Here is a 24,245-nt window from a genome sequence, read left to right on the forward strand (position 1 = left end):
CTCCGCTGCCTTGGTGTCAAGGAGAGGAAAAACTACCCAAGAACGTGCCCTCCCCGCCCCGCCCAGGCGCGCCTGGGCCCCCCGGTCCCACCCCGCCGCGCGCCGGCCGGCGCGGAACCACCGGTCCCCCGGCCGCCGCTACGGCAGCCGGGCGCCCGGCGGCGCGACGAGGGCCCCGTTCCACTCGATCTCACCGGGCGGGTTCTGGCAGGTCAGGTCCTTCGACGGCAACCGGCCGGTGAGCAGGTAGTCGTTGACGGGCGCATTGGCGCAGGCGTCGGGGCGGGAGAGGTAGACGCCGTGCCCCTCGCCGCCCGCGACGAGCACCATCCGCGATCCCTTCAGTGCGTCGTGCAGTCCCTGCCCGCTGGCGAGGGGGGTTCGGGAGTCCCATTCGTTCTGCACGGTCAGAACACCGGCCGGTTTCGTCATGGGTGTGGCCGCCTCCACGGGCCGGTCCCAGAACGCGCACGGCTTGATGTTGGAGGCGAAGTCCCCGTAGAGCGGGTAGCGGACCTTGTCCCTGGCCGCGTCCCGCTCGTACTGCTCGGTGTAGCGGGGCCAGCTGCCCGTGTCTGCGCAGGTCACGGCCCACACGGCGGCCATGCCGTTGTCGCCGGCGGGCTGGGGGCCCACCTCCGCGCTCCGCCCGGCCGCCGCCGGGCCCGAACCGGCGAGCAGCGCCTTCACGTCCGGCACCGGGACGCCCCCGGCCGGGGGCGTGCCCTCGGCCGCCGCCTTCAGGGCCCGGACGACGGACGAGGCCTCCCTCGGTGCGAAGAACATGACCGGATCGCCCCGGAGGGAGTCCCCGGTGACCTTCTCCCCGTGGAACAGGAACGGTTCGCGGTCGGCGCGGGCGACCAGCTCCCAGAACGTGGCCGACACCGCCTCGGGAGTGTCGCCGAGCCGGTACTCGGCCGACCGCTCCGCCGCCCACACGGTCCACCGCTCGAAGGCGGGCTTGGCGCCGGTGGCCCACACCTGCATCATCCCCCGCCAGATCCGCTTCGGGTCGACCCCGCTGTCCAGTACGAACCGGTCGGTCCGCCCCGGGAACATCTGCGTGTAGACGGCGCCGAGGTAGGTCCCGTACGAGTAGCCCACGTACGAGATCTTCCGCTCGCCCAGCACCGCGCGGATGGTGTCCATGTCGCGGGCCGTGTTGCGTGTGGTGATGTGCGGCAGGACGTCGCCCGCCTTCTCCCGGCACTTCTCGGCGACGGTACGCGCCCACGCGACCTCTGCGGGGAAGGTCTCGGGGTGGTAGGGCCGTTCGTCCTTCCGCTCGGCGTCCGTCAGCCCACACGTGATCGGGCTGCTGCCGCCGACCCCGCGCGGGTCGAAGCCGATGAGGTCGTAGCGGTCCCGGACCTCCCGCGGCATCAACTCGTCCATCGTCAGCGGGCGGTAGATCCCCGAGACGCCGGGGCCACCCGGGTTCAGGAGCAGGACGCCGTGCCGGGCGGCCGGATTCTCGCTCCTCAGCCGCGATATCGCGAGGTCGAGCATCCGGCCGTCGGGGTGCCGGTAGTCCAGCGGGACCTTGAGCGTGGCGCACTCGTACGCCGCCGGCCGGTCGGGGCGGCAACGGTGCCACTCCGGCTTCTGGTTGAGGTACTCCGGCTCCGGAGCCGCGGACGCCGGAGCGGCGGCCAGCAGGGGCAGGGTGGTCGCCAGGAGCCCGGCAGCGGCAAGCAGGGGTGCAAGGTGTCGTTTCAGGCGCATGAAGACCCTTTCGTCAAGGAAATCGCTTACTGATCAACCCTGTTGCACACGAAGGAGTGAGGAATCATCCCGAAGGGTCATGGTTGTCCGACTTGCGAACGAGTCGAGATCCGGACAACCGGCCGACGCGCCCCTTCGATACGCTCGCTGCGGCGTCCGGAGCACCGGCAGGGCGCAACCGCCGACAGCAGGGAATGAGTCGAGAATGAGCAGTACACCGCCCACGGAGCCCTTCCAGCCCCTGAGGGCCGACGACCCTGCCGTCGTGGGCGGGTACCGACTGGCGGCGGTCCTGGGTGCGGGCGGCATGGGCAAGGTGTACCTGTCGTTCACTCCCGGCGGGAGGCCCGTCGCGCTGAAGGTGATCCGGCCCGAGTTCAGCGAGGATCCCGAGTTCCGGCGCCGCTTCCAGCGGGAAGTGCAGTCCGCCCAGCGGGTGCAGGGCCTCTACACGGCACCGGTCATCGACTTCGACACCGACGGTGCGCAACCCTGGCTCGCCACTTCGTACGTACCCGGTCCCTCGCTCGCCGAGGCGGTGTCGACGTACGGCGCGCTGCCGCTGCGCAGCGTGCTCCTGCTGACGGCCGGCGCGGCCGAGGCCCTGCACGTGATCCACGCAGCGGGCATCGTGCACCGTGATCTCAAGCCCGCCAATGTCCTGCTCGCCTCGGACGGCCCGCGCGTCATCGACTTCGGCATCGCCCGGGCCGCCGATACCACGGCCCTCACCGGCACCGGCGTCAGTGTGGGGACGCCGTCGTTCATGGCGCCCGAACAGGCGGCGGGCGCTGCGGTGACGCCCGCCACCGACGTCTTCGCCCTGGGCCAGATCGCGGCCTACGCGGCGATCGGGGCGCCCGCCTACGGCGACGGGCCCTCCCACGCCGTGCTGTACCGGATCGTCCACGAGGACCCGGACCTCAGCCGACTGCCCTCCGAGCTACGGCCGTTGATCGCCCGGTGCCTCAGCCGCGAGCCGGCCGGGCGGCCTGCCCTGACCGAGATCATCGAGCAATGTCACGCCCTCTCCGCCGAACCGCTGCGGCAGGGGGAGGACTGGCTGCCGCAGACACTGGCCGGGTCCCTCACAGCCCGCCAACGACTCCCGGAGCCCGCCCGTACGCCGCCGCCCGCCGCGCCGACTCCCACCGCGTACTCCCCGCACGTCCCGCAGCACGGCGGGGTCGACCCGTACGCGCCGACCGGCTTCGGGCCGGCGTCCGCGCCCACGCGGACGGCACCGGTCAGGCCGGAGGCGGCTCCGGCCGGCCCCGGTTTCCCGCCCACCCCACCGCCCGCCGCCAACGGGCAGCAGGGATGGGGCCCACCGCAGCCACCGCAGCCACCGCAGCCACCGCAGCGACGCAAGGGCCGCGGCCTGCTCATCGCCGGCGCGGTGACGGCAGCGGTGGCCGGGCTCATCGTCCTCAACTCGCTCTTGCCGGACGGCTCGGGCAAGGACGGCTCGGGGGAGCCCACCGCCGGCAACTCCGCCGCCTCCTCGGGCGGGAAGCGGCCCGACCCCCAGCCCGCCGAGTACAAGGGAATCGACCTCACCGAGAACTACTTCGTGATGCTGGCCGACAACCCGCCGCGCCCCACCGACAGGAAGGGCTCCACCTTCGGCAGCAAGAGTGACCTGTTCTACCAGCCGCGCGTGCTCAACGTGGTGGACCGCGACGAGATCGGCACGGGCAACGGCAAGCTGGTGCTGCTGGCCGGCGGGCAGCAGGGTTCCCTGGACACCTGCCGCTCGGAGACCCGTTACGCCAAGTCGATCCGACTCGACCAGCTCGGCGACGGCTCACAGTTCTGTGTGCTGAGCGACGCCGGACACATCGCGCTGGCGACGTACCGCGGCGCGTCGGGCGGGAGCGATCCGAGCAAGTACGTGACCCTCGACCTGACCGTCTGGCGCAACGCCGAGGAGCCGCGGAAGAAGGGCTGAACGACCCGCCCGGCCGGTCAACCCACCCGGATGCGGCTCGTGTTGCTCCAGTGGGCTGACGTGGGGCTCTTGAAGTGCCACGATGGTCCGTGCTTCAACAGTGTGCCGTTCGGGACGCGGTGAGAGCGGTGACAGCGCGTCCCGGTGGCAGCCCTACCCCACGAAAGGGCGGACACCCCATGCGCGTCGCACCCCTCGTATCGTCCTTAGACAGCGAGCAGGGCTCAGCCGCGGACGACATACGGCTGTACTACAGCCACAAGACACAAGAGATCCTGCAGAAGTACGGTCCGGGCCCCCGCGTCCACTTCCACGTGGGGCTGTACCCGGACGGCCCGCCGGACACCACCGTCTCCCAGAACATGCTCAAACAGCGCATGCTCGACGCCCAGGAGCGGATCGTCGAGCACGCGGCCCGGTCCTGGGGTGCGTACGAGGTACCTCCCCGGCGACTGCTGGACGTCGGCTGCGGCCTGGGCGGGACGTCGCTGTACTGGGCGCAGGAGCACGGGGCATCGGTCACCAGCCTCACCCTCGCCGGGGAACACATCCCGATCGTCCGGCACTTCGCCCGGCACGCCGGGGTCGACGGGCGGGTCAATCCCGTACTGGCGGACGTGCACGACCTGGACGAGACCCGTGCGTACGACGCCGTCTACGCCAACGAGAGCAGCGGCTACACCGACCGGACCCGGCTCTTCGACGTGGTCGCCAAGGCACTGGAGCCCGGCGGATGGTTCGGGATCCAGGAGCACTTCGCGGGCCGCTCCGAGTGGCGGGAGTTCATCGACGACTACTACAGAACGCGGCTGGGGCTGCGCGGGGAATACCTGGCCGCGGCCGAGGCGGCCGGCTTTGAACTCGTGCACGAGGAGGACGTGACGGACTCGGTGGCGGAGTTCTGGGTGCAGTCCATGGCGTGGAACACCGCCGAACTCGACCGGCTCCGGGCGGGCGCACACGTCGAGCGCGGTGCGTGGACCCGCGAACGGCTCGAACAGTCGACGCTCGCGCACAGCAGGTTCTTCCGGCTCTGGCGTGACCACGCGGTGCACACCCGGCTGCTGTGCTTCCGGTTGGGTGGTGGCCGATGAAGGCGTCACCCTCACCGGCGCCGCGCCCCTCGCTCCTCGGTGCGCGCCTGCCGTCGTTCTACTGCCCCCTGGAGCGCGACCTCCTCCATCCCGAGGCGAAGCAGGTGGAGGCCCGGGCGGTCGAGTGGCTGGACGCCTTCGGCCTGTACCCCGATCCGGTCGAGCGGGCGTGGGGTCTCGCCACCCACAGCGCCGACTTCTCCTGCCGCATCATCCCCGTCGGGAACGCGGAGGCCCTCCTGCTGTTCACCGAGTGGAACTACTGGGCCAACGCCGTCGACGACTGGCAGGACTCGGGCTCCGACGAGGTGGGGACGGCCGCCGTCGTCGAACACGGGGCACGGCTGCTGCGGACCATCGAGGACCCGGGGGCCTCGGTGCTGCCCGAAGGTCCCATGACCCGCGCGCTCCTGGACCTGGTGGGCCGCACCCACGCCATGCTCACCCCCTACGAGTTGCGCCGGTTCGCCGAGGGGACGCGCGACTGGCTGCTCGGTGCGGCCTGGCGCGCCGCCCAGGCCGAGGCGGGGACCATGCCGGGGCTGAACGACTTCGTCGCCATGGGGCCGTTGGCGAACGGTACGCGTTTCTCGCTGACCTGGTCCGACGTCGCACGCGGGGACCGCCTGCCGGCGGACGTGCTCTGCTCCCCCGCCCTCTCGGCGTTGACGGACGCGGCGGGATTCGTCGTCAGCGCGGACAACGACCTGTTCTCCTACGACAAGGACGACCACCTGGAGCCGCGCGAGGTGAACCTCGTCAACGTCCTGGCCCACCAGGAGAACTGCTCCCCCGCCGAGGCGGTGCCGCTCGCGGTGGCCCTGCGTGATCGGGTGATGGTCCTCTTCACCAGGCTGCGGGCCCAGTGTGAGGACAGCACGGACACGGCGAACGGTATGGAGGGAGAACTGCGCCGCCATCTGGCCGCGTTGGGGCACTACGTGGCCGGCTCCATCGCGTGGCAGAGCCGCGCCCCCCGGTACGCGAGCCCCCGCAACCGGCACGAACTGCCGCTCGCGGACGCCCGTTTCGCGCTCCGGTACGCCGACGCCCCCAGCGTCGGCGGAACCGAGCCGCCGGATCTGCCGGCCCTCGCCTCCTGGTGGCGGCAGGTACGCGGCTGAACACAGTCGGGGCCCCGGCCGAACCGGCCGGGGCCCTGGCGCGGACGGCCGCCCTCAGCGGCGGCCGAACAGCCGGCGCCACCAGCTGACGCCACGGCGCCGGCGGCCGCCGACCGCGGGCGCCGCCGCCGGCTGCGGCGGGATGAGCGCGTGTACGGGATGCCCGGCCGGCTGCTCCTCCTGGAGCTGCGGGACCGGCACGGAGCGCGGGGCGAACCGTACCGGCAGCGACAGCAGATGGCGCGACATGAGGGTGCCCCGCCATTGGAGCTCGCTCGCGTCGACGGCCAGCTGGAGGTCGGGCAGCCGGTCCAGCAGGACCTCGATGCCGGTGTCCGCGATGGCCCGCCCGATGTCCTGGCCCGGGCACTCGTGCGGTCCGCTGCTGAAGGCCAGGTGGGATCGGTTGCCGTGGACGGAGACCTGGGGATCCGGCCGGATCTGCGGGTCGGCGTTGCCCGCCGCCAGGCCGAGCAGGATCATGTCGCCGGCCTTCACCTCCTGGCCGCCGAGCAGGGTGTCACCGGTGGCCCAGCGCCCGATGATCGTGTTGATCGGCGGGTCGTCCCACAGGACCTGTTCCAGGGCGTCGGGCAGGGTCATGTGGCCTCCGGAGAGGCTGGCCCGGAAGCGGGGGTCGGTCAGTACGGTCCGCAGCGTGTTGGCGATCAGGTTGGCGGTGGTCTCGTAGGCCGCGATCAGCACGACGCGCAGGTGCATCAGCACTTCCGTGTCGCTCAGGTTCGCGGGGTGCTCGATCAGCCAGGAGGCCAGGTCACGGGCGGGCCGGGCCTTGCGCTCCACGACCAGGTGTTCCAGCGTGGCGGTGACGTAGCGGTCGCTCTGGAGGGCCGTCTCGGTGCCCTGGAGCATGTCGCGTGCCGCGTTGACCAGGAGGGGTCCGTGTTCGTCGGGTGCCCCGATGAGCTGCGTCATGACCAGCATGGGGAGCTGGTCGGAGAAGGCGGACACCAGGTCGGCGTACCCCTCGCCCGCGATCTGGTCGACGAGCTGGTTGGCGAAGCGGGTCACGTAGCGGCGGATGCCGCGCTTGTCGAAGCGCTCCAGGGACTCCACCACGGCCGAGCGCAGCCGCTCGTGCACGGGCCCGTCGGTGAAGTTGCAGACCGGCACCCAGGAGACCATGGGGCCGAGCGGGGTGTCGGCCGGCACCCGGCCCTCTCTCATGTCGCGCCAGCCCCGGGGGTCGCGGGCGAAGCGCGAGGACGTGCGCGCCACGTCCAGGTTCTCCCGGTGGCCGAGGACCAGCCAGGCCGGGAGGTCACCACTCACCAGTACGGGGGCCACCGGGCCGTGTTCGGCCCGCAGCTTCTCGTACAGTGCGAGGGGGTCGGCCTGGGCCTCCGCTCCGTGGAGCCGGTACAGGCCGCCCGCCGTCGCCGCCGCGGCGTGGGCGGGGCACTCGGGCGGTGGGGTGGGGGTGGTGCTCACATTGCCTCCTGGGTGGCTGCCTGGGAGTGCAGGTAGCGCATGAGGGTCAGCAGGACATCGCGGGACGAGTCCCGCCGTCTGGCATCGCAGACGAGGATCGGGACGGCGGGGGGCAGATCGAGGGCCTGGCGCAGTTCCTCCACCGGATGCTCGGGCGCGCCGGGGAAGGAGTTGACGGCCACGACGAAGGGGACGCCCCGTTCCTCCAGCCGTCCGATGACGTCGAAGCTGATCTCCAGCCGTCGGGTGTCGAGGAGTACGACCGCTCCGAGCGCGCCCTCGAAGAGTCCGCGCCACAGGAACCAGAAGCGCTCCTGACCTGGTGTTCCGAACAGGTACAGGACGAGTTCGTCGTTGATGCTGATGCGGCCGAAGTCCATGGCCACGGTGGTGGTGATCTTGCGGGCCACGCCCCAGGTGTCGTCGACACCGACGCCGGCCCGGGTCATGGTCTCCTCGGTCGTCAACGGCTTGATCTCGCTGACCGCACCGACCATCGTCGTCTTGCCCACCCCGAAGCCGCCGACGATGACGACTTTCACGGCGGCCGCGGCCGTCTGCGGGAGTATGTCCGCCTCGCGCGGCCCGGCGGGCGGGTCAGAGTTTCTGAAGTCCATCGATCACTGCCTCGATCAGAGCAAGGTCGGGTAGCTGCGCGGCGGGAACGGGCGGGCGGACGTATACGCGCTGAGCGGCCATCAGGTCTCCGACCAGCACGGTGACGACGCTCACGGGCAGGCCGGCGTACGCGGCGATCTCGGCCACCGACAGCGGTGACCGGCACATCCGGAGGATGGACGCCTGCTCGGGCTGCATCTCGGGCCGGGCGTGCCCTTTGGCCACGACTAAGGTCACGAGGTCCAGATGGACGGCGGTGGAGGGTCCACTGCGTCCGCCGGTGATGACGTAGAGCCGTTCGGGGCTGCCGTCCTCCCAGCTGAGGGGCGGCTCATTCACGCGGGCTGCCCGTCATGTCGGGGCGGACTGCTCAGGTGGTCCCCCATTCGGGTCACCAGGTTGCGCATCTGCGCGCCCATCAGGCCCGCGTCCACGCCCTCGTCGGCGAGGACCGCGAGGTAGGATCCGTCGCCGGCGGCCATCAGGTAGAAGAACCCGCCGTCCATCTCGATCACGACCAGGCGCATCCTGCCCTCGGAGCGGGGCAGTTCCGCCGCCACCGCTCCGGCGAGGCTCTGCAGGCCCGCACAGGCCGCCGCCAGGCGGTCGGCCGTGTCGGTCTCGGCTCCGTACTGCGCCACGCAGAGCCCGTCCGCGGACAGGACGATCACGTGCCGCGTCTGCGGCACTCCGGCGGCAAGGTCCTTGAGCATCCAGTCCATGCTGCTGATTCGCTGAGTCATCACTGCTTACGCCCCCTTGGTCGCTGAACCCGACGCGCCCTCGGCGCCCGGCGCGTCGTGACCGGGCGCGCCGGACAGTCCGCTGTGGAAGGCCTCCAGCCACATTCCGGGGCCCTGGTCGTCCGCCGGCTGCGGCTCCGCGGCCGGCCGGACGTCGAAGGTGGTGGCACGGTCCTTCCGGCGTCGCTGCGGCAGGCCCGTCGCGGTGCGTCCGGTGTCCGGCTGCCCGCCGCCGGCGGGCGCCGGCCTGGGCACCGGAGCCGGTGCCTGCCGGGGCGCGGAGACTCCGGCCGGCGAGCGGTCGAAGGGGTGCTCGCGCGGTGTGGCGGCCACGGCCCTGGGCCCCGAGGAGGAGCCGATGCCGTGGGCGAGACCCGTCGCCGAGGACGCCGTGGTGATCAGGTGCTGCGGCACGATGACGACGGCGCGCACGCCTCCGTACGCGGACGAGCGCAGGGAGACCTGGAACCCGTACGCCTGTGCCAGCCGGCCGACGACCGCGAGGCCCAGCCTCGGCGTCTCGCCCAGGTCGTTGAGGTCGATCCCGGACTGCGCCTGCGCGAGCATCTTCTCGGCGCGGCCGCGGGCCTCCTCGCTCATGCTGAGGCCGCCGTCCTCGATCTCCACGGCGATGCCCGACTGCACCTCGACGGCCGTGAGGTGGACCCGGGTGTGCGGCGGCGAATACCGGGTGGCGTTGTCCAGCAGCTCCGCCAGGGTGTGGATCAGCGGCTCCACGATCGGGCCGACGACGGCGACCTCGGAGACGGAGTGGAGCTCCACCCGCTGGTAGTCGATGATCCTCGACATGGCGCCGCGCATCACGCTGTACAGCGTGACGGCCCTGCTCCACTGGCGGCCGGGGCGGGCACCGCCGAGGACCGAGATGGAGTCGGCGAGCCGGCCGATGAGGGCGGTGCCGTGGTCCAGTCGCAGGAGGTCGCCGAACACGTCGGGGTTGCTGCCGTGCCGGTCCTCCATCTCGCGCATCTCGTGGGCCTGCTGGTGGACGATCGCCTGCACGCGGCGGGCGACGTTCACGAAGGCCCGCTGCGCCGAGTCGCGCAGGCTCTCCTCGTTGTCGACGGCGTCGATGACGTGGGACAGCACGGCCTGCAGGGCCGCGCGGAAGGGCGGGGTCAGGGCCTCGTCGTTGCCCCAGCGGTTGCCCTGTCCGCCGCGTCCGCCCAGGGCGGTCAGCACCTCCTCGGCCAGCTCGCCCCTGCGCAGTCGCTCGATGGCCTCGGGCAGTACCGCCTGGGACAGGCGGGCCGCCTCGGTCTCCTGCCGGGACAGGGCGTGCCGGAGGGCCGCGACCTGGGCGCGCTCGGCGGCGAGCGCGCGGCCACGCCGTAACGCCTCGACGAACACCGCTGCCGTGCACACGGCGGCCACGGCGATCAGCGCGGTGCCGGCCGGTGCCGCGGAGGAGGCGAGTGCGCCGACCAGGCAGGCGGCGGCCACGAAGGCGATCGTGGGCATCATCCGGCTTGCTCTCCCCTCCACGTGGGCACTCTCGGGGGGAATGTCTCTTTGCTCCATCGGCGTCCTCGAACTATCGAAAAGGGGGGACCTTCTGACCGGTGGGCGGGAGCATAACTACGCCCAACTTCCCGCACGCGTGGTTTCGTTGGAGTTCATCGGACCGGAGGAACCGATATGCGCCAAGGTCAGCGCCGGATTCGGGCGCCGACGGAGCCCGCTCCGCGCCGCGCGGCGGCGTAGTGGGAGGTCGACGGGGTGCCGGCGCCGCACACGGCGGGTAAACCGGCGCTCACCCTCCGATCGGATCCGGCCGCGCCCCTTTGCCGGGCGGTGGCGTCCCGGACGGAAATGCGCTAAAGCCTGTCCGGGGCGCGCGGTGCGGGATCGCCTGCCCCACACTGGTGGCCAGGCACCGCATACCGCTGGTGCCGTCCGGATCCGGGTGGGCGGGAGGCGCAGCATGGTCATCAGTCACCGCATCGCCGAGGACACCCTGTACGTGCGGATCCTGCAGGAGCTGGACGTCACCAACCGGTCCGCGGCCGCCCTGCAGATCGAATCCCTCGTCCACGAGCACCGCCCCTCGCGGGTCACGGTCGAGCTGCCGACCGCCGCCCCCTCCCCCATGACCTTCAGCGCGCTGGCCCGCGCGCAGCGGATGTGCCAGAGCCTCGGCATCGCCCTCACCGCGACCGGGCCCGGCGAACACGCGCCCCCGCTGCCCCTCGGCCCTGATGCCGGTGCCGGCGCCGGCACCGGCCGGCCCCGGTCACTGGAACACGGCGCGCGCCACGACCACTGACCGGAGCCGGAGCCGGGACAGGACCGGACCGGGACGGAGCCGAGAAGCTAGTTGAACGGGTCCAGCGTCATGAAGGCCTCCTGCGGGTTGCCGTCGTGCACCAGCGACTCGTGCGCGCCCACGTCGTCGAAGGCGAAGCCGTACGCCTTGCCGTCGGCCATCTGTGCGTGGATGACGCGGGAGTAGTGGTTGGTGACGGCGTCACGGTAGAAGCCGGCGCCGTTCGGGTCGGGCTGGCTGGGATTGGTCAGGAGCGTCGACCGGTTGAAGCCCGCGCACAGGGTGCGGGAGATCGGGCCGCGGACGAGGTCGTTGGGTGCGTCCAGGAGCTTGTAGCAGCCGAAGATGCTGTCGGAGTCCGGCTTCTGGAAGCTGGTGACCACCGCTCCCGAGGCGTTGGTGAAGTTCATGACGTTGCCCGACACCCGGCCGTGGTACTTGATGTCCGGCTGGTTCGCGAACGGCGTCACGGTGAGCGTGGAGGAGCCGTACTTGTTCCAGACCCGGTTGACGTAGTCGTTCATGGCGGTGGCCGGGATCCCGCCCGCCTCGAGGCCGTGACCGGGCGAGAGCGCGCGCAGCGGTGTGCCGTCGGGGCGGTTCTGGATCAGTCCGCCCCAGCCGGCCGAACGCAGCTGGTCGAAGACGGCGTTGTAGCCCCCGGGCCGCAGCCGCCCGGTGGTGCGGACCGCGCCGCCGGCCGCCTTCACGCCGACCGCGTAGGGAGCCGAGAACATGTCGACCTGGGTGCTGTTGATCCACAGGCCGGCGTCGTTCAGCGTGTACTCGGACCAGTTGAACAGGACGTTGCGGTTGGGGTCGGAGGGGTTCTGGACGGCGGGCTGCACCAGGCCGCCGGTGCTGAGCTTGAAGACGATCTTCTGACCGATGGAGAAGTAGACGCGTCCGGAGAACTTGGGCATCCGGATCGTCTTGGTCTGTCCGTTGGCCGGGCCCGCGATCGACGCGTCGGGCGCGGGGGTGGGGGGGTTGCCTCCCGCCGGCCACGGGTGGAAGGTGCCGTTGGCGTCGGCCCAGCCCTGGCGGCCCGTCGCGAGCTCGGTGCCCAGGTTGTAGACGTAGACCGGCTCGCCCCGACCCGAGGCGTTCTTGATCGTGAGCGGGATGGTGGCCGGTACGGCCTCCGCGGACGGCGACGGACCGAAAACCATCACGCCGACGACGACGGCCAGCGCCGAGACAGCGGATGCGATCACTTTCGATAGGCGGAACACATTCTTCCTCCTGACGACTATTGACGACTGAGAGCGCTCTCAGGATCAAGCTGTGTTCAATTTCTGTCAATGAAACTGACACAGCCCGGACTGCCCCTTCGCGCCGTTGTGGCACGGGGACTGTGGGTAGTACTCGTGCGCGTGCCCGTGGTCGGCGCCGTTCGGGTGGGCGCGGACGGCGGAGTGGCCGGTGTGCAGGCCGATCAGCAGCGAGCAGCGGGAGGGCGCGCAGACGGTGGCCGTCGAATGGGCGTCGGTCGTGGCGGCTCCCGCTCTTCGAGCAGATCGTCCATCTGATCCGCCGCCACGCGCCCGGGCGGCCATCGCGTTCAACACCGGCGTCGGGGACAGCCTCGATGCGGCGCGCCGCCGGCTCCGAGCCCCCGGCCGGCGCGCCGGTGACGGCGTGTTCATCCGTCCTGCGCGGGACGCCTTCCGGTCAGCCAGGGGAACCGGTCCGCGGAGTAACGGTAGGCGCGGAAGACGGAGTTCTGGGCGCCCGCCGAGGACTCCAGGCCCACGCCCTCGCCGAAGGACCGGAACTGCGGAACGACGAACTCCCAGACCACGTCGCCGTCGGGCGTCACCTCGAAGAGCCGTCCGAAGGAGCCCTCGGCGATGAAGGTGTTCCCGTTCGGCAGCCGCTGCGCGCTGGACATGTACGGGCTGTAGAAGTTCTGCGGCGGGTTGTCCTGGTAGGACCACACCTCCTTGCCGGTGCGCGGGTCCAGCTCCAGCACCCGCGAGTACGGAACGGAAGTGCTGTCGCGGTAGGTGCCGTTGTCGAAGACGAGGATGTTGCCGCCCGCCAGCTCGTGCGGGTGGTGCTGCTGCGCCAGCACGTCGGGGCCGATGTGCCACAGCACGGACCCGTCGGCGCGGTCGACGGCCACGGTGGAGGACGCGCTGCGAAAGCCCACCACGATCGAGCCGTCGGCGCGTTCGTTGACGGTGTTGGCCATGGGCCAGTGCTCGCGGGCGAAGTGCGGGTTGAGCGGGAACTCCTCCGGGTCGAGGTGTTCGATGGCGGCCCAGCGCCACACCTCCTCCCCGTCCCAGGTCAGCTCGTACACCACGTCCCCGTAGATCACCCCGCCCGGCGCCTCGGAGCCGGGGATACCGCCCCGGATGCGGGCCGCGTCGGCCGGGTCCAGCGGTTCGACGACCGTGATGACGAGGTTGCCGTTGCGCAGGATCGAGGCGTCGTGGTGGTGGAAGGGGTGCCTCGCCTCGCGGATCACCGTGGAGTCGGGGGCCAGTTCCTGGAAGATGCCGCCGTGGTAGACGTCCCAGATGGGGAAGAGGGTCGGGCCGTCGGTGTCCTTGGCGGCGTAGAAGAGGTTCCCGTTCGGCAGGAGCTGCGCTTGGCGGCCGGGCGGGTGCGGGGAGTTCCAGATGTGGACGGTCCGGCCCTCGATGTCGACGAGGTGGATCTCGCCGGCGCTGGTGATCGGGGTGTAGAGGGTGTGGCCGCCGTGGCTGCGCTCGGGGTCGTGGGCGATCAGGCCGACGCCGCGGCGGCGCAGGGTGTTCTGGTCGACGGTCATGAGGATCGGGATCTCCTTGGGCGGGTGTGGTTCAGCGGAAGTGGGTGTGGTTCAGCGGACGGTGACGGCGGCGGGGTCGGCCGCCGTCAGCGGGCCGGGGTTCAGGTACCGCAGCAGGGCGGTGCGGTCGGCGGCGCCCGGCAGGTTCTGGGCGGCCTTGGCCCAGGCGGCCTCCTCCTCCAACTGCGCCAGCAGCTCGGGAGTGAGGGTCGCGCCGTAGGTGTAGCGGGGCTGGTAGGTGTCGACGTAGCCCGCCTGGAGCGCGCCCTTGGACTGGGCCACCAGGGCCTGCCGTGCGCCGGCCGGGTCTTCGCCGATCTCGCGCTGGGCGTGCCGCAGGGCGCGGAGCACGGCGGCGGTGGTCTCTTCGCTCGCCTTGGGGCCCGCGATCAAGAGGGTCCGTGCGGTGTAGCCGGCGAACGGGAGCTCGGCGTACCGCTCGCCGAGGGTGGTGCGCGCGGCGTCGTAGAAGCTGGGGAAGGTGACGCCGGCGTCGATGTCGCCCCGGGCCAGTGCCGGAGTGACCTGGTTCGGGGCGAGGTTCACCACGGTCACGTCGGCGGCCGTCAGCTGGACGGAGCCGAGCATGCGCGAGAGCGCGTACTCGACGTTCGTGCCCTGCGGGACTCCGACCTTGCGGCCCTTCAGCGCGGCGAAGCCGGTGATCTGCCGGTCGGTCCGGGTGAGCAGGCGCCAGTCGGAGAAGCGGGACAGGTCGGCGACGATCCGCAGGTCGCGCCCGCCGAGCGCGGCCGTGACCGCGGGCAGGTCCCCCACGACGCCGAGCTGTGCCTGGCCGCCGAGCACGGCGTTCAGGGCGTCGCGTCCGGTGGGCTGCGTGGTCACGGCGGCGTCGATGCCTTCGGCGGACCAGAGCCCGCGCTCCTGGGCCACGTAGACGGGCGCCCCGCCGAGGTGGTCGCTGCCGGCCAGGGAGACGGCCGGGCGGTCACCGCCGGTGGGGGTGGAGCCGCCGGCGCAGCCCGAGGTGAGCACGCAGAGCAGCGCCGCCATCGGTACGAGGGCCGCCGCGCGGAGTCTGGGCATGGGGAAGTCCTTCCGGGGACGGAGGTGGGGTGGGAGTGGCGGAATCGCGGAATCGCGGAATCGCGCGACGAGGAGTCGAAGGGCGTCAGTTGGATTCAGTTGGCTTCAGTTGGCTTCAGTCGGAGCCGAGGTGACGTGCGATCAGTGAGCGCAGGTCCGGGTCGGGGGGCCCGTCGGGCACCCGGTGGTCGGCCAGTACCCGCCCGGGGGAGCCGCCGAGGACGACGACCCGCTGGGCGAGGGCCAGTGCCTCGTCGATGTCGTGCGTGACGAACAGCACGGTGGTGCCCCGGCGCTGCCACAGCTCCCGCAGCAGGCTCTGCATGCGGGTCCGGGTCAGGGCGTCCAGGGCCCCGAACGGCTCGTCCATCAGCAGGACTTCGGGCTCGGCGGCCAGCCCCCGGGCCAGCGCCACGCGTTGCTGCATGCCGCCGGAGAGCTGCGCCGGGTACTTGTCGGTGCCGTCCGCCAGGCCGACCTCGGCGAGCGCCTCCAGGGCGCGCCGACGGCGTTCCGCGCGCGGCAGCCCGAGCCGCTTGAGCGCGAACTCGACGTTGCCGCGGGCGGTGCGCCAGGGGAAGAGCGCGTAGTGCTGGAAGACCACGCCGCGGTCCGGTCCGGGACCGCGGACCGGCCGCGCTCCGGCCGTCACCCTTCCGGTGGCGGGCGGTACGAAGCCGGCCACGGCGCCCAGCACCGTCGACTTGCCGCAACCGCTCGGCCCGAGCAGGGCGGTGAACGACCCCGCGGGGAGTTCCAGGTCCGTCCGCTCCAGCACGGGGGCGGCGCCGTAGCCGAGGGTCAGCCCCTCCAGTCGTACAGCCAGGCTCATGACGTGCTCCAGTGCACGAACCGGCGCCCGATCGCGGCCAGGACGAGGTCGACCGCCACACCGAGCAGTCCGAGGACGAGCAGTCCGGCGAACATCCGGTCCACGCGCAGGAACTGACCGTCCACCTGGAGCCGGTACGCCAGTCCGCTGTCCGCTCCGCCGAGCTCCGCGGCCACCAGGGCGAGCAGCGCCACCGAGGCCCCGTAGCGCAGCGCCGCGAGCAGGGCGGGTGCGGCGGCGGGCAGCAGCACCTCGGTGAACCGGCGGTGCAGCGGCGCACCCAGTGACCGGGCCGCCCGCAGGTGGGAGACCGGGACCCGGGAGACCCCGTCGTGTACGTAGAGCCATACGGCGAGCAGTACGGCGTACGCGATCAGCAGGCGCTTGGCGGTCTCCCCGATGCCGAACCAGGCGGTGGCGAGCGGTACCAGGGCGATGGCCGGGATCGGGCGCAGGAAGGAGACGACCGGGGTGACGGCGGCGGAGAGCCTCGGCAGGTAGCCGGTGGCGAAGCCCAGTGCGCTGCCGACGAGGGCGCCCAGCGCGAAGCCCTGTCCCGCGCGGGCCAGGCTGGCGCCGAGATCGGCGGCCAGGAGGCCGCTGCGGGCGCTGTCCGCGAGCGCGGCCAGGGTCTCGGCGGGGGTGGGCAGGAGTCCCGGAGCCACCGCGCCGGACCAGGCGAGCAGGTGCCAGAGCGCGAGTACGGCTCCTGCCGCGCCCAGGGCCGGGCCCAGTCGGCCGAGGGCCCGGCCGGGTGGTGAGGGGATGGCTTGCACGGGGCGGCTCCTCCGTCGTCGATAAGTGAGGTCAATAATTGACCACGCTTATGAAGGGAGTGTTGCGGCAGTGCGAAACCTCTCCGGGGCCCCGGTCCTTGATCGGTGATGCGGTACGTTCAGCTGCGTGCCTCGACCCGAACCCACGCCCGAGGCGATCGAGGTCGGACGGGTGATCCGGAGCTGTCGCAAGCAGCGCGGCGTCTCCATGGCCGCCCTCGCCGCCCGCTCCGGCCTCTCGCAGCCCTTCCTCAGCCAGCTCGAACGCGGGCTGGCCACCCCCAGCCTCAGCTCGATCTACCGGATCGCCGAGGCGCTCGACGTCACGCCGGGCACCTTCCTCAGGCCGCCCGGCCACCCGGGAGCGGTCAGCCACGAGAGCGATCCGCAGGTGATCCGGGTGGACGAGACCGCGGGGCAGGTCGCGCGGGTGCTCATCCCCGGCGGCAGCAGCGCGCTGATGGAGGCGTACGAGCACCACTTCGAGCCCGGCCAGGGCGAGCGCGGCTGGTTCGAACACCCCGGCGAGGACTTCCTCTACGTCCTGGAGGGCGAGGTCGTCCTGGAGGTCGAGGGCGAGGCACCGCTGACCCTGCGCGCCGGCCAGAGCGCCCACCACCGGGGCGACGCCCCGCACCGCTGCCGCCTGGCTGGGCCCTCCGCTGCCCGCACCCTCCTGGTCATCGCGAACGCCTAGGGGCGTCTCCCCTAGGTGGCCTTTCAGCTCCTGTCGCCGGCCTCCGCCGCCTTGTTCGCGATCTCCTCCAGGACGGCCTTCGGGTCGCCGCCCGGTTCCACGGCGCGGCCGATGTTGCGCTTGATGGTGTCGCTTACCGTCACCCACGACGGGTCGTTCACCGGGTAGAGCCGGGCGGTGCGCAGCGCGCTCAGGAAGTCCTCGTCGGTCCGGCTGAGGCCGCCGCCGGCGGGGGTGCGCGCGGCGGAGGCGGTGGCCGGCAGCAGGTGGTAGCGGCCGGCGAAGTCCGACAGGTTCTTGTCCTGGTAGACGAATTCCAGGAACCTGCCGATCTCGGCGCCCTTGCCGTTCTGTTTGAAGGCCACCATCCAGTCGGCCACGCCCACGGTCGGCGGGTTCTCGCCGGAGCCGAGCGAGTCCGAGACCGGCATGGCGACGGTGCCGACGGTCATGCCCTTCGCGGCCGCGTCGTGGGCGAGGGACGGGTAGCCGTTGAGCATGCCGACCTCGCCCCGCAGGAAGGCGGCGAAGGCGTCGGCGCGGTTCAGCCGGGACGGCGGGGTGGGCCCGACCAGGCCGGGGGTGACCATGTTGTCCTTGACCCACTGCCAGGTACTGATGTTCTTCTCCGAGTCCAGGCTGTAGTTGCCGCTGCTGTCCGCGTAGCCGCCGCCGTTGCTGAGCTCCCAGATCAACGCCTCGGCGTGCGCCTCCTCCGGGCCCAGCGGCATGGCGTACGGGAACCTCACGCCCTTGTCCTTGAGTGCCTTGGCGGCGGCCTTGAGTTCGGACCAGGTCGTGGGGGCCTTCTTGACGCCGGCTTTGGCGAAGAGCGCCTCGTTGTAGTAGAGGAGGCGGCTGCTCGCCACGAACGGCAGTCCGTAGAGGTGGCTGTTGACGGTCCCCGCCTCGGCGAGCGGCTGCAGGAAGTTCGCCTCGGCGCCGACCGAGAGGAGCTCCTCCGCCGAGTAGAGCTTGCCCTGGGCCGCGAAGTCCGAGTAGGAGCCCATGAGCGCCACGTCAGGCGCCTTGCCCTCCTTGACCATCCGGGAGACCTCGCGGTCGATGTCGGCCCACGGCAGCAGCCGGACCTCGACCTTGACGCCGGGGTTGGCCGCGGTGAAGTTGCCGGTCACCTTGTCCCAGTAGGCCTTGGAACTGGTGGCGGGGGTATCGCCGTACTCGGCGGCCACCAGGCGGAGCGTACCGCCGCCGCCCGCAGCGTCTCCCGGACTGCCGCATCCGGACAGTGGTATCAGCAGGCCGAGCACGACCGCGGTGGCGGCCGTGCCGAAGGTCTTTCGTCGCACGGGTCTGTTCCCCTGATGTCGCTCGGATGTTGCCGCTCGTCGCACACCCCGGCCAAGGGCGGGTGCCCCGCGGCCCGGTGGCCGGAATCATCTCCTGATGTTGGAGTGATTGATTCCACTCCCGGCGCAGGTGTGGTCGATGATCCAACCGCAAGGTTTCCCGCTTGTGGTTTCCGACGTGCGACAGGCCGTTTTGACGCGCGTAGAGGCACCTGCGGCGGGCCGTCGGCGACGGCCGGGGCGGCACCCCGCGCGCGGTCCGCGCCGGCTCGTGCTCAGGCGGCCTGTTCGCCGGGGCCGAGGACGGCCTCGACGTCGACCACGACATCGACCGTCGCGCTGACGACCACCCCGCCGTGGTCGACCACGTCGTTCCAACTCACCCCGAAGTCGTGCCGGTTGAGCCGCGTCGTGGCGGTGAAACCGGCGCGCCGCCGGGGCCCGAGGTCCCGTCCTTCCTCCCACCACGGGGTCTCCCACTGTCCCAGGTAGGTGACGTCGAAGGTCACGGGGCGCGTCACGCCGCGTACGGTGAGGTCGCCGGTGACCTCGAACTCGGTGCCGCTCACCTGGTGTACGCGCGATCCGACGAACGTCCAGGTCGGGTGGTGTTCGACGTCGAAGAAGTCGGCACTGCGCAGGTGCGCGTCGCGCTGCGGCTGCCCGGTGTAGACCTGGGTCGCGTCGACCGTCGCCTCGATCCGCGCCTCCTCCGGCTTGTCGGGATCGAACTCCAGCAGGCCTTGCACGTTCTTGAGCTGCCCGCGCACGTGGGTGACCATCATGTGTCTGGCGCGGAACTCGGCCGCGGTATGACCGGGCTCGAAGAACCACCTGGTCAGCGCCATGCGCGCTCCTGGCCGACGTGCTCGTGGTCCGTCATCGATGTCACCGGTGACAGCGGTGACCGTGGTGACCGTGGTGACAGCGGTGACAGCGGTGTCCGTTGACGCCGTCGACGAGGAGGGACACGCCCATGCCCAGCAGCCATACGTCCTTGGCCAGCGCGATTCCCTGCTCGGTGGGGCGCAGGCTGCCCTCCTCCCGCATCCCCGGCGTACGCAGGTACAGCCCGAGGGTGCCGACGGAGAAGGCCGTCACCGCGGCCCCGGCGACGGCGGCGGGGACGACAGGCAGGAGCAGCGCCGTGGCGATGGCGAGCTCCCCGGCGGAGAGCAGCCGGACGAACTTCCGGGCGTCCTGCTCACCCAGGAAGGGGTAGGTGCCGGCCGCGAACTGATGCAGTCCCTCAGCGGTGGCTTCGTCCGCATCGAGCTTCGAGAGGCCGGAGCTCAGGAAGAACGCGCCGGCCGTGAGCCTGAGCGGAAGTTGCCGCGCCAGGGAATCCCTTGCCCAACCGAATGCCATGCGGAACCTCCCGGGAATGACCCCACCTACCACCCTGCCACCCCTTCGGACCGTGTCAACCGGGCGTCGGTGCGCCCGGCCGGGCGGGGCCGCGGACCGGGTCAGCGCTCGGCGCGTACGAGCCACTCGGCGAGGAGGGCGCGCAGGAGGTCCGGCTGCTCGTGGGGCAGGGCGTGTCCCGCGTCGTCGACCACGGCGAGCGAGGCGTGCGGGTGGTGGTCGAGGAGGTCGACGGCGGTGGCGTACCCGACCGTGGAATCCAGCCGCCCCGCCACGACCAGCGTCGGCCCCGCATAGGCCGGCGCGCGATCGGGGGTGAGGGCCCACCGTTCGCCGATGCGCTCCAGTGCCGCCTCGTCGACGAGCGCGGCGGCCGGGGCCACGTACCGCTCGTACCGTTCGAGCATCTCCGGGGTCTGGATCACGAAGTAGCTCCGGAAGACGTCGTCACCGAGCTCCCCCGATCCGACGACGGCGCGGTGCTCCGGTACGTCGTGCAGTCCCGGCACCAACGGGCAGACGAGCGCCAGACCGGCGACCCGCGCCGGGCGCCTCGCCGCCATCGCCTGCGCGTAGTACGCGCCCGCCGAGTGAGCGGCGAGGAGGTACGCGGCCCCGTCCGTGACCTCGTCGGCGAAGGCGAGCAGCGCGTCGAGCACGTCGTCGGCGCCGCGCAGCGTTCCGGGGGCGGCCGTCCGGCCCATTCCGGGGAGGTCGGGATAGATCCGCCGGAGCCCCGCGGCGCCCTCGAAACCCGGCTCGAAGCAGGCCTCGGTCTCGCGGTGGTCGACTCCGGCGCCGTGGAGCACCAGCACGGGCCGGCCGGTCCCGTGCTGCACGTAGTGGACCGGCACCCGGCCCACGCTGATCTCCATTTCGGCATGCTAGACGCGCGGGGCCGGGAAAGCCGGAAATAACTTCGGGCGGGGATGTCGAGAACCCGTGACCGGCTCCGTCCCAGGGGTGAAGGCGACCACAATGGGTCGCACAGCACCGAGGAGAATCACGATGGCCAAGTACCTGCTGCTCAAGCACTACCGCGGCGCCCCGGCTGCCCGCAACGACGTCCCCATGGACAAGTGGACGCCGGAGGAGATCACGGCGCACGTGCGGTACATGCGTGACTTCGCGACCCGGCTCGAAGAGAGCGGCGAGTTCGTCGACGGTCAGGCGCTCGCCCCCGAGGGGGCGTGGGTCCGGTACGACGGCGAGGGCCGGCCGCCGGTCACCGACGGCCCGTTCGCCGAGACCAAGGACCTCATCGCCGGCTGGATGGTGATCGACGTCGACAGTTACGAGCGCGCCGTCGAGCTGGCCGGGGAGCTGTCGGCCGCCCCCGGGGCGGGCGGGGAGCCGATCCACGAGTGGCTGGAGCTGCGCCCGTTCCTGGCCGCGCCCCCCACCATCACGGAGTCCTGCCACTGATGGACGAGGTCCTGCTCAGGAGCCTCACCCCGAGCGTGCTCGGGATCCTCGTCCGCCGCGGAGCCGAATTCGCGGCGGCCGAGGACGCCGTACAGGACGCGCTGGTCGAGGCGCTGCGCGTCTGGCCGGCCGACCAGCCGCGGGACCCCAAGGGCTGGCTGGTCACCGTCGCGTGGCGCCGGTTCCTCGACGCGACCCGGGCGGACACCGCCCGGCGCCGCCGCGAGGACCTCGTCGACGAGGAGCCGGCGCCCGGCCCCGCGCCCGAGGTGGACGACACGCTCCAGCTCTACTTCCTGTGCGCCCACCCGTCGCTGACGCCGTCGTCCGCGGTCGCGCTCACCCTGCGCGCCGTGGGCGGGCTGACCACCCGCCAGATCGCGCAGGCGTACCTGGTGCCCGAGGCGACCATGGCGCAGCGCATCAGCCGGGCCAAGCGCACCGTCTCGGGCGTGCGGTTCGACCAGCCCGGCGACGTCGCCACCGTGCTGCGCGTGCTCTACCTGGTCTTCAACGAGGGGTACTCGGGCGATGTCGACCTCGTCGCCGAGGCCATCCGGCTCACCCGGCAGCTCGCGGCCTCGGTCGACCACCCCGAGGTGGCGGGGCTGCTCGCCCTCATGCTGCTCCACCACGCACGGCGCGCCGCCCGGACCGCGCCCGACGGCAGTCTGGTGCCGCTCGCCGAGCAGGACCGGGGCCGGTGGGACACCGCCTCGATCGCCGAGGGGGTCGTGATCCTGCAGGCGGCCCTCGCCCGCGACCGGCTGGGCGAGTTCCAGGCCCAGGCCGCCGTCGCGGCACTCCACGCCGACGCGCGCAGCGCCGAGGAGACCGACTGGGTGCAGATCGTCGAGTGGTACGACGAGCTCGCGCGCCTGACCGACAGCCCGGTGGTCCGGCTCAACCGCGCGGTGGCCGTGGGCGAGGCCGACGGACCGCGCGCGGGCCTGGCGGCGCTCGCGGAGCTGGACGAGGCGCTGCCCCGCCACACGGCGGTGGCGGCGTACCTCCACGAGCGCGACGGCGACCTGGCGACGGCAGCACGCCTGTACGCCGAGGCGGCCCACAAGGCCCCCAACACCGCCGAGCGCGATCACCTCACCCGCCAGGCCGCCCGCCTCAACACCCGCCGCCGCCCCTGACTTCCCGAGCTGCCGCGAACTCAGGCTGTTCGTCGCGGCTTTCGCGGGCGACGGCAACCGCGCGACGATGCCTACGGCGCGCCGGGGAGCCGGACCGTGACGAGGAGACCGCCGGCGGGACGGGGGACCAGGTCGAGGGTCCCGCCGTGGGCGCGGACGATGCTGTGCACGATGGCCAGGCCGAGACCGACGCCGGCGTGCTCGTCGGTGCGTACGCGTTCCGTTCCGCGCCGGAAGGGCTCGATGAGGGTCGGCACCAGTTCCGGTGGGAGCGGACGGCCCGTGTTCTCGACCCGCAGCACGCTCGTGTCGCCGTGCGCCTCGGTGTGGACGGTCACGGTGCCGCCGGCGGGGAGGTTGTGGACGATGGCGTTCTGGACGAGGTTCGTCGCCATCCGCAGCAGGAGTTCCGCGGAGCCGCTGGTCCGGGCCGCCCCGCCGGTGACGTCGAGCGTGATCCGGCGCTCTTCGGCGAGGGGAAGCAGCGTTTCGGCGGCTTCCTCGGCGATGAGGGAGAGGTCCACGCCCTCACGGCGGAAGTTTCCGCGGTCGCCGCGGCTGAGCAGCAGGAGGGCCTCGGTGAGGTCGATCGCCCGCGCATTGACGGCGTGCAGGCGTTCGATGAGTTCGCCCCGGTCCCGTGTGGGGTCCTTGCGGGCGACGTCGATGAGGGTCCGCGAGATCGCCAGTGGGGTGCGCAGTTCGTGGGAGGCGTTCGCGGCGAACCGCCGCTGCTCGGCGACGTGGGACTCGAGTTGTTCGAGCATCAGGTCGAACGCGTCGGACAGTTCACGGAACTCGTCCTGGCGGCCCGTGATGCGGATCCGGTGGGACAGCGACCCGTTCCCGGCCATGCGTGCCGCGTGCGTGATCTGTGTCAGTGGTGCGAGCATCCGGCCGGCGAGGAGCCACCCTCCCACGAGGCCGAGCACCAGCAGGAGGACCAGTACCGCCGCTGCCCTCGGGGCGAACACGCGCAGGAGGTTGGACCGGACGGGAAAGACGCCGTGGGTGGGGTTGCCGGTGGAGCCGGGGACGATGAGCGCGCGGTCGGGGACGTAGCGCAGGAGGAAGACCCACACCGCGGCGAGCAGCAGGACGCCGGCGAGCATGAGGAATCCGGCGTAGCTGAGGGTGAGCTTGGAGCGAACGCTCAGCCCGCGCGCCCTATCCACGGTCCGCTCCCTCGTGTCCGGCCTCCGGTCGGGTGTCGATGCGATAGCCGACGCCGGGCACGGTGGCGATGATCCACGGTTCGCCGAGCCGTTTGCGCAGGGCGGAGACGGTGATGCGCACGGCGTTGGTGAGCGGGTCGACGTTCTCGTCCCAGGCCCGTTCCAGCAGCTCTTCGGCGCTGACGACCCCGCCCTCGGCGGCGACGAGGACTTCCAGCACGGCGAACTGTTTGCGGGTGAGCGCGACGTAGCGCCCGTCGCGGAAGACCTCCCGGCGGAAGGGGTCGAGCCGCAGGCCGGCGATCTCGCGGACCGGGGGCCGGGCGTGCCCGCGCCTGCGGTCGAGCGCCCGCAGCCGCAGGACGAGCTCGCGCAGCTCGAACGGTTTGGTGAGGTAGTCGTCGGCGCCGAGCTCGAAGCCGGAAGCCTTGTCGTCGATCCGGTCGGCGGCGGTGAGCATCAGGATCGGAATGCCGCTGCCGGAGGCGACGATCCGCCGGGCGACCTCGTCGCCGGAGGGGCCGGGGATGTCGCGGTCGAGGACCGCGAGGTCGTAGGAGTTGACGCCGAGCAGTTCCAGGGCCGAGTCGCCGTCGCCGGCGATGTCGGCGGCGATCGCCTCCAGCCGCAGACCGTCACGGATCGCTTCCGCCAGGTAGGGCTCGTCCTCCACGATCAGTACGCGCATGTC

24 protein-coding genes are annotated in these 24,245 nt (G+C 72.0%); 7 read left to right on the plus strand and 17 right to left on the minus strand.

Translation table 11 applies throughout. The features are described 5' to 3' along the window. Positions 1 to 138: 138 nt before the first annotated feature. A complete protein-coding gene (locus ACZ4VT_RS31210; RefSeq protein ID WP_467954744.1) occupies positions 139 to 1,728 on the minus strand; it encodes an alpha/beta hydrolase in 1,590 nt (529 codons plus the stop codon). A 205-nt stretch (positions 1,729 to 1,933) separates the two neighbouring features. Here ACZ4VT_RS31210 and ACZ4VT_RS31215 point away from each other — a divergent pair, with 205 nt between their 5' ends. The 3 genes from ACZ4VT_RS31215 to ACZ4VT_RS31225 all read left to right on the plus strand — a co-directional run bounded on the left by ACZ4VT_RS31215 (position 1,934) and on the right by ACZ4VT_RS31225 (position 5,897). Beyond that, on the plus strand, positions 1,934 to 3,679 hold the full coding sequence (locus ACZ4VT_RS31215; protein WP_467954746.1) for a serine/threonine-protein kinase: 1,746 nt from the start codon (positions 1,934 to 1,936) through the stop codon (positions 3,677 to 3,679). A gap of 179 nt (positions 3,680 to 3,858) precedes the next feature. Beyond that, complete coding sequence (locus ACZ4VT_RS31220; protein WP_467954748.1) at positions 3,859 to 4,773, plus strand: SAM-dependent methyltransferase; 915 nt, start codon at positions 3,859 to 3,861, stop codon at positions 4,771 to 4,773. Then, positions 4,770 to 5,897, plus strand: coding sequence for a terpene synthase family protein (locus tag ACZ4VT_RS31225; protein WP_467954750.1), 1,128 nt, complete (start codon positions 4,770 to 4,772; stop codon positions 5,895 to 5,897). The genes ACZ4VT_RS31220 and ACZ4VT_RS31225 overlap by 4 nt, the downstream gene beginning before the upstream one ends. 54 nt (positions 5,898 to 5,951) lie before the next feature. Here the strand turns inward: ACZ4VT_RS31225 and ACZ4VT_RS31230 are convergent, their stop codons facing one another. From ACZ4VT_RS31230 to ACZ4VT_RS31250, 5 genes are read right to left on the minus strand one after another with little or no spacing between them, the layout of a single operon-like run. Further along, on the minus strand, positions 5,952 to 7,349 hold the full coding sequence (locus ACZ4VT_RS31230; protein WP_467954752.1) for a cytochrome P450: 1,398 nt from the start codon (positions 7,347 to 7,349) through the stop codon (positions 5,952 to 5,954). Further along, the gene (locus ACZ4VT_RS31235; RefSeq protein ID WP_362798425.1) at positions 7,346 to 7,966 is read right to left on the minus strand and encodes a GTP-binding protein; all 621 of its coding nucleotides are present in this window, start codon (positions 7,964 to 7,966) and stop codon (positions 7,346 to 7,348) included. Before ACZ4VT_RS31235 ends, ACZ4VT_RS31230 begins: the two co-directional genes overlap by 4 nt. Then, complete coding sequence (locus ACZ4VT_RS31240) at positions 7,947 to 8,306, minus strand: DUF742 domain-containing protein (protein WP_467954754.1); 360 nt, start codon at positions 8,304 to 8,306, stop codon at positions 7,947 to 7,949. The genes ACZ4VT_RS31235 and ACZ4VT_RS31240 overlap by 20 nt, the downstream gene beginning before the upstream one ends. Continuing rightward, positions 8,303 to 8,710: a roadblock/LC7 domain-containing protein gene (locus ACZ4VT_RS31245; RefSeq protein ID WP_030713382.1), complete on the minus strand. Its 408-nt coding sequence runs from the start codon at positions 8,708 to 8,710 to the stop codon at positions 8,303 to 8,305. Before ACZ4VT_RS31245 ends, ACZ4VT_RS31240 begins: the two co-directional genes overlap by 4 nt. Positions 8,711 to 8,716: 6 nt before the next feature. Next, the gene (locus tag ACZ4VT_RS31250; RefSeq protein WP_467954756.1) at positions 8,717 to 10,252 is read right to left on the minus strand and encodes a sensor histidine kinase; all 1,536 of its coding nucleotides are present in this window, start codon (positions 10,250 to 10,252) and stop codon (positions 8,717 to 8,719) included. A 403-nt stretch (positions 10,253 to 10,655) separates the two neighbouring features. Here ACZ4VT_RS31250 and ACZ4VT_RS31255 point away from each other — a divergent pair, with 403 nt between their 5' ends. Further along, positions 10,656 to 10,997, plus strand: coding sequence for a hypothetical protein (locus tag ACZ4VT_RS31255; protein WP_467954758.1), 342 nt, complete (start codon positions 10,656 to 10,658; stop codon positions 10,995 to 10,997). 47 nt (positions 10,998 to 11,044) lie between these two features. Here ACZ4VT_RS31255 and ACZ4VT_RS31260 read toward each other — a convergent pair whose 3' ends face one another. The 5 genes from ACZ4VT_RS31260 to ACZ4VT_RS31280 all read right to left on the minus strand — a co-directional run bounded on the left by ACZ4VT_RS31260 (position 11,045) and on the right by ACZ4VT_RS31280 (position 16,434). Beyond that, positions 11,045 to 12,169: a glycoside hydrolase family 64 protein gene (locus tag ACZ4VT_RS31260; RefSeq protein WP_467954863.1), complete on the minus strand. Its 1,125-nt coding sequence runs from the start codon at positions 12,167 to 12,169 to the stop codon at positions 11,045 to 11,047. A gap of 473 nt (positions 12,170 to 12,642) precedes the next feature. Further along, the gene (locus ACZ4VT_RS31265; protein ID WP_467954760.1) at positions 12,643 to 13,779 is read right to left on the minus strand and encodes an aryl-sulfate sulfotransferase; all 1,137 of its coding nucleotides are present in this window, start codon (positions 13,777 to 13,779) and stop codon (positions 12,643 to 12,645) included. A 51-nt stretch (positions 13,780 to 13,830) separates the two neighbouring features. Further along, positions 13,831 to 14,826, minus strand: a complete 996-nt coding sequence (locus ACZ4VT_RS31270; protein WP_467954762.1) for an ABC transporter substrate-binding protein — start codon at positions 14,824 to 14,826, stop codon at positions 13,831 to 13,833. 115 nt (positions 14,827 to 14,941) lie between these two features. Then, entirely contained in the window at positions 14,942 to 15,658 is a 717-nt protein-coding gene (locus ACZ4VT_RS31275; protein WP_467954764.1) for an ABC transporter ATP-binding protein, read from the minus strand. Beyond that, positions 15,655 to 16,434 (minus strand): ABC transporter permease, encoded by a 780-nt coding sequence (locus ACZ4VT_RS31280; protein ID WP_467954766.1) that lies wholly within the window; start codon positions 16,432 to 16,434, stop codon positions 15,655 to 15,657. The genes ACZ4VT_RS31275 and ACZ4VT_RS31280 overlap by 4 nt, the downstream gene beginning before the upstream one ends. A 127-nt stretch (positions 16,435 to 16,561) precedes the next feature. Between ACZ4VT_RS31280 and ACZ4VT_RS31285 the strand changes: the two genes are divergently transcribed. After that, positions 16,562 to 17,131, plus strand: a complete 570-nt coding sequence (locus ACZ4VT_RS31285) for a helix-turn-helix domain-containing protein (protein WP_467954768.1) — start codon at positions 16,562 to 16,564, stop codon at positions 17,129 to 17,131. Positions 17,132 to 17,154: 23 nt separating this feature from the next. On the opposite strand, the gene ACZ4VT_RS31290 is transcribed toward ACZ4VT_RS31285, so the two are convergent. From ACZ4VT_RS31290 to ACZ4VT_RS31305, 4 genes are all read right to left on the minus strand, one after another. After that, positions 17,155 to 18,441: an extracellular solute-binding protein gene (locus ACZ4VT_RS31290; protein ID WP_467954770.1), complete on the minus strand. Its 1,287-nt coding sequence runs from the start codon at positions 18,439 to 18,441 to the stop codon at positions 17,155 to 17,157. Between the two features lie 275 nt (positions 18,442 to 18,716). Further along, entirely contained in the window at positions 18,717 to 19,289 is a 573-nt protein-coding gene (locus ACZ4VT_RS31295) for a YceI family protein (protein ID WP_467954772.1), read from the minus strand. Positions 19,290 to 19,329: 40 nt separating this feature from the next. Beyond that, positions 19,330 to 19,809 carry a hypothetical protein gene (locus tag ACZ4VT_RS31300; RefSeq protein WP_467954774.1) on the minus strand — a complete coding sequence of 160 codons (480 nt, stop codon included), beginning with the start codon at positions 19,807 to 19,809 and terminating at the stop codon, positions 19,330 to 19,332. Between the two features lie 101 nt (positions 19,810 to 19,910). Continuing rightward, positions 19,911 to 20,684 (minus strand): alpha/beta fold hydrolase, encoded by a 774-nt coding sequence (locus tag ACZ4VT_RS31305; protein WP_467954776.1) that lies wholly within the window; start codon positions 20,682 to 20,684, stop codon positions 19,911 to 19,913. Between the two features lie 133 nt (positions 20,685 to 20,817). Between ACZ4VT_RS31305 and ACZ4VT_RS31310 the strand changes: the two genes are divergently transcribed. Together ACZ4VT_RS31310 and ACZ4VT_RS31315 are read left to right on the plus strand one after the other, a co-directional pair. Beyond that, positions 20,818 to 21,234 (plus strand): YciI family protein, encoded by a 417-nt coding sequence (locus ACZ4VT_RS31310; RefSeq protein WP_467954778.1) that lies wholly within the window; start codon positions 20,818 to 20,820, stop codon positions 21,232 to 21,234. Beyond that, positions 21,234 to 22,379, plus strand: coding sequence for an RNA polymerase sigma factor (locus tag ACZ4VT_RS31315; RefSeq protein WP_467954780.1), 1,146 nt, complete (start codon positions 21,234 to 21,236; stop codon positions 22,377 to 22,379). Before ACZ4VT_RS31310 ends, ACZ4VT_RS31315 begins: the two co-directional genes overlap by 1 nt. 71 nt (positions 22,380 to 22,450) lie before the next feature. Here the strand turns inward: ACZ4VT_RS31315 and ACZ4VT_RS31320 are convergent, their stop codons facing one another. After that, a complete protein-coding gene (locus tag ACZ4VT_RS31320) occupies positions 22,451 to 23,554 on the minus strand; it encodes a sensor histidine kinase (RefSeq protein ID WP_467954782.1) in 1,104 nt (367 codons plus the stop codon). Then, positions 23,547 to 24,242, minus strand: a complete 696-nt coding sequence (locus tag ACZ4VT_RS31325; protein WP_467954784.1) for a response regulator transcription factor — start codon at positions 24,240 to 24,242, stop codon at positions 23,547 to 23,549. The genes ACZ4VT_RS31320 and ACZ4VT_RS31325 overlap by 8 nt, the downstream gene beginning before the upstream one ends. Between the last annotated feature and the right edge of the window lie 3 nt (positions 24,243 to 24,245).

The sequence above is a fragment of the Streptomyces sp. NPDC029164 genome, assembly GCF_055563995.1.